Source organism: Kitasatospora sp. MY 5-36, assembly GCF_001182915.1.
Taxonomy (GTDB): Bacteria; Actinomycetota; Actinomycetes; order Streptomycetales; family Streptomycetaceae; genus Kitasatospora.
The window spans coordinates 1-3,499 of sequence record NZ_LFVW01000894.1 but is presented as its reverse complement, the minus strand read 5'-3'; the positions used below and the strand labels follow the sequence as shown (position 1 = coordinate 3,499).

Here is a 3,499-nt window from a genome sequence, read left to right as displayed (position 1 = left end):
CGGGACGGGCTGCGCGGCGCGGGCGGCGGCGACGTCCACCGCGCGCTCGGGCAGGTCGCCGGCCGCGTCCAGCCCCGCCAGGTCGGCGGCGATCCGCTCGGCGAAGACCAGGCCCTCCAGCAGCGAGTTGGACGCCAGCCGGTTGGCGCCGTGCACCCCGGTGCAGGCGACCTCGCCGCAGGCGTACAGGCCGGGGACGCTGGTGCGGCCGTGCCGGTCGGTGCGGACGCCGCCGGAGGCGAAGTGCGCGGCCGGGGCGATCGGGATCGGCTCGGTGACCGGGTCGATGCCGTTGGCGCGGCAGAAGGCGAGGATGGTCGGGAAGCGGTGCTCCCACATCTCGGCGCCGAAGTGCCGCCCGTCCAGGAACATGTGCTCGGCGCCCTGCTCCTGCATGCGCCGGGTGATCGCCTTGGCGACGATGTCGCGCGGGGCCAGCTCGGCCAGCTCGTGCTGGCCGACCATGAAGCGGACGCCGTCCGCGTCCACCAGGTGGGCGCCCTCGCCGCGGACCGCCTCGGAGACCAGCGGCTGCTGGCCCTCGGCCTCCGGACCGAGCCAGAGCACGGTGGGGTGGAACTGGACGAACTCCAGGTCGGTGACGGCGGCGCCGGCCCGCAGGGCCAGGGCCACGCCGTCGCCGGTGGAGACCGCCGGGTTGGTGGTGGCGGAGAAGACCTGGCCCATGCCGCCGGTGGCGAGCACCACCGCGCGGGCCCGGACGGCGCCGACGCCGTCGCGCTGGCCCTCGCCCATCACGTGCAGGGTGAGCCCGGCGGCGTGGCCCGCCGCGTCGGTCAGCAGGTCGAGGACGAGCGCGTGCTCGATCAGCTCGATGCCCGGGTCGGTGCGGACGGCGGCGACCAGGGCGCGCGATATCTCGGCGCCGGTCGCGTCCCCGCCCGCGTGGACGATCCGGCGGCGGTGGTGGCCGCCCTCGCGGGTCAGCAGGACCTCGCCGTCCTCGCCCCGGTCGAACAGGGCGCCGGTGGCGATCAGCCGGCGGACGGCGTCCGGGCCCTCGGTGACCAGGGTGCGGACGGCCTCCTCGTCACAGACGCCGGCGCCGGCCACCAGGGTGTCGTCCAGGTGCTGTTCGGGGGTGTCCCCCTCGCCCAGGGCGGCGGCGACGCCGCCCTGGGCCCAGCGGGTGGAGCCTTCGTCCAGCACGGCCTTGGTGACCACCATGGCCCGCAGGCCGGCCTTGCGGACGTTGAGCGCGACGGTGAGGCCGGCGACCCCGGAGCCGACCACGACCACGTCGGTGGCGGCGGTCCAGCCGGGGGCCGGTGCGGTGAGGCGGTGCGTGGACATGGGTGGCTGGCTCCTTCAGCGCGAGACGGCGTCGGCCGCGCCGTTGCCGTCACCGTACGCCCTGTCACCCCGGAGCAGTCCGCTGCCCTCCGGGGCCTCCGCCGGGTCCCCGCCCAGGCCGGTGATCCGGTTCCGCCCGTCCACGAAGACGATCTTCGGCTCGTAGCCCTTGGCCTCGGCCGTGTCCATCTGCCCGTAGGCGATGAGTATGACGAGGTCGCCCGGGTGGACGAGGCGGGCGGCGGCGCCGTTGATGCCGATCACGCCGGAGCCGCGCGGGCCGGCGATGGTGTACGTCTCCAGCCGGGCGCCGTTGTCGATGTCGACGATGTGGACCAGCTCGCCGGGGAGCAGGTCGGCGGCGTCGAGCAGGTCCTCGTCCACCGTGACGGATCCCACGTAGTGCAGGTCGGCCTGGGTCACGGTGGCCCGGTGGATCTTGGACTTGAGCATGGTGCGGAGCATTGCGGGTCACGCCTCCTGTGAGTGCATGCCTGAAGGGGGTTCTTACTGCGGTACTACCGAACGATGATGCGGACGTTGTCGATCAGGCGGGTCGGGCCCACCTTCGCGGCGACGGCCAGCACCGCCTCGCCCTGGAAGTCGTCCGCCGCCTCGGAGAAGTCGTGCGGGTCGATCAGGGCGAGGTAGTCCAGGGTGACGCCCTCGGCGCCGTCCAGGGCGGCCGAGGCGGCCTCGCGGACGGCCTTCGGGCCCTGCGCGGCGGCGTCCCGGCCGGCGAACAGGGCCTTGGACAGGGCGAGCGCGTGCTCGCGGTCCTCCGCCGAGAGGTAGCGGTTGCGCGAGGACAGCGCCAGGCCGTCCTCCTCGCGGACGGTCGGCACGCCGACGATCTCGACGTCGAAGTCAAGGTCGGCGACCATCCGCTGGATGATCGCCAGCTGCTGGGCGTCCTTCTCGCCGAAGAAGGCGAAGTCCGGGTCGGTGATGTGCAGCAGCTTGGCGACCACGGTCAGCACGCCGTCGAAGTGGCCGGGCCGGGTGGCGCCCTCGAAGCGCTCGCCCATCGGGCCGGCCGCCATCCGCACCTGCGGCTCGCCGTTCGGGTAGACCTCCTCGGCGGACGGCGCGAAGACCACGTCGGCGCCGTGCTCCTCGGCCAGCCGCACGTCGTCGTCGAGGGTGCGCGGGTAGCGCTCCAGGTCCTCGCCCGGGCCGAACTGGAGCGGGTTGACGAAGACCGTCACCGCGACCCGGCCCTCGCGGCCGACCTGCTTGCGGGCGGCCCGGATCAGCGCGGCGTGGCCCTCGTGCAGCGCGCCCATGGTCATCACGACGGCGTTGTCGACCGGCTGCTCGTCCGGCCAGAACGCGGCCTCGAAGTCGTCCACGGTGCGGGTGACGACGGCCCGGTGGACCTTCGGCGTCCGCTGGGGCTTGTTCGGCTGCTTACCGCGTGCCATCAGTGCTCTCCTCGTTCAGTACGTCCAGCAGTGCCGCCGCCGACGTTTCGTCGATGGTTCCGTTGGCGAGCGCCCGCTGCGCGGTGGCGCGGGCCATCGCCCGGTAGGCCGCCGGGATGTCCGGGGACACCGTACTGAGCTGCGCCAGGTGGCGCCGCACGGTGCCCGCGTCGCCCCGGGCGACCGGGCCGGTGAGGGCCGCGTCACCGGAGCGCAGGCTGTTGTCCAGGGCGGCGCCCAGCAGCGGGCCGAGCAGCCGGCCGGGCTCGGCGACGCCGGCCGAGCGCAGCAGCTCCATCGCCTGCGCGACCAGGGTGACCAGGTGGTTCGAGCCGTGCGCGAGGGCGGTGTGGTAGAGCGGGCGGACCTCCTCGGGCACCCACTCCGGCTCGCCGCCCATCTCCACCACCAGCGCCTCGGCGACCGGCCGCAGCTCCTCGGGGGCGGTCACGCCGAACGGGCAGCCGGCCAGCCGGGCCAGGTCCACCGAGGTGCCGGTGAAGGTCATCGCCGGGTGCAGGGCCAGCGGCAGCGCCCCGGCCCGGGTGGCGGGCTCCAGGACGGCGACGCCGTGGGCGCCGGAGGTGTGCACGACCAGCTGGCCGGGGCGGACCGCGCCGGTGGCGGCCAGCCCGGCCACCAGGTCGGCCAGCGCGTCGTCCGGGACGGTCAGCAGCACCAGGTCGGCGGCGGCCAGCACCTGCGGCGGGGTGACGATCCGCACGCCGGGCAGCAGCGCCTCGGCGCGGCGGCGGGAGACG

General features: G+C 75.1%; 4 protein-coding genes. All 4 read right to left on the bottom strand.

Going from position 1 to position 3,499, the window contains the following annotated elements:
* Positions 1–1,314, bottom strand: a 1,314-nt coding sequence (locus AE652_RS37875) for an L-aspartate oxidase (protein ID WP_049659851.1), incomplete at its 3' end; no start/stop codon positions are given.
* A gap of 15 nt (positions 1,315–1,329) precedes the next feature.
* Positions 1,330–1,779, bottom strand: coding sequence for an aspartate 1-decarboxylase (gene panD, locus AE652_RS37870; RefSeq protein ID WP_049659849.1), 450 nt, complete (start codon positions 1,777–1,779; stop codon positions 1,330–1,332).
* Positions 1,780–1,832: 53 nt separating this feature from the next.
* Complete coding sequence (gene panC, locus AE652_RS37865; protein ID WP_074001699.1) at positions 1,833–2,738, bottom strand: pantoate--beta-alanine ligase; 906 nt, start codon at positions 2,736–2,738, stop codon at positions 1,833–1,835.
* On the bottom strand, positions 2,725–3,499 hold a 775-nt coding region (locus AE652_RS37860; protein ID WP_049659848.1), incomplete at its 5' end, for a Rossmann-like and DUF2520 domain-containing protein. The genes panC and AE652_RS37860, both read right to left, overlap by 14 nt.

Coding starts and splice junctions, on each gene's coding strand:
- panD (WP_049659849.1), bottom strand. CDS start 1,779: ATGCTCCGCACCATGCTCAAGTCCAAGATCCACCGGGCCACCGTGACC.
- panC (WP_074001699.1), bottom strand. CDS start 2,738: ATGGCACGCGGTAAGCAGCCGAACAAGCCCCAGCGGACGCCGAAGGTC.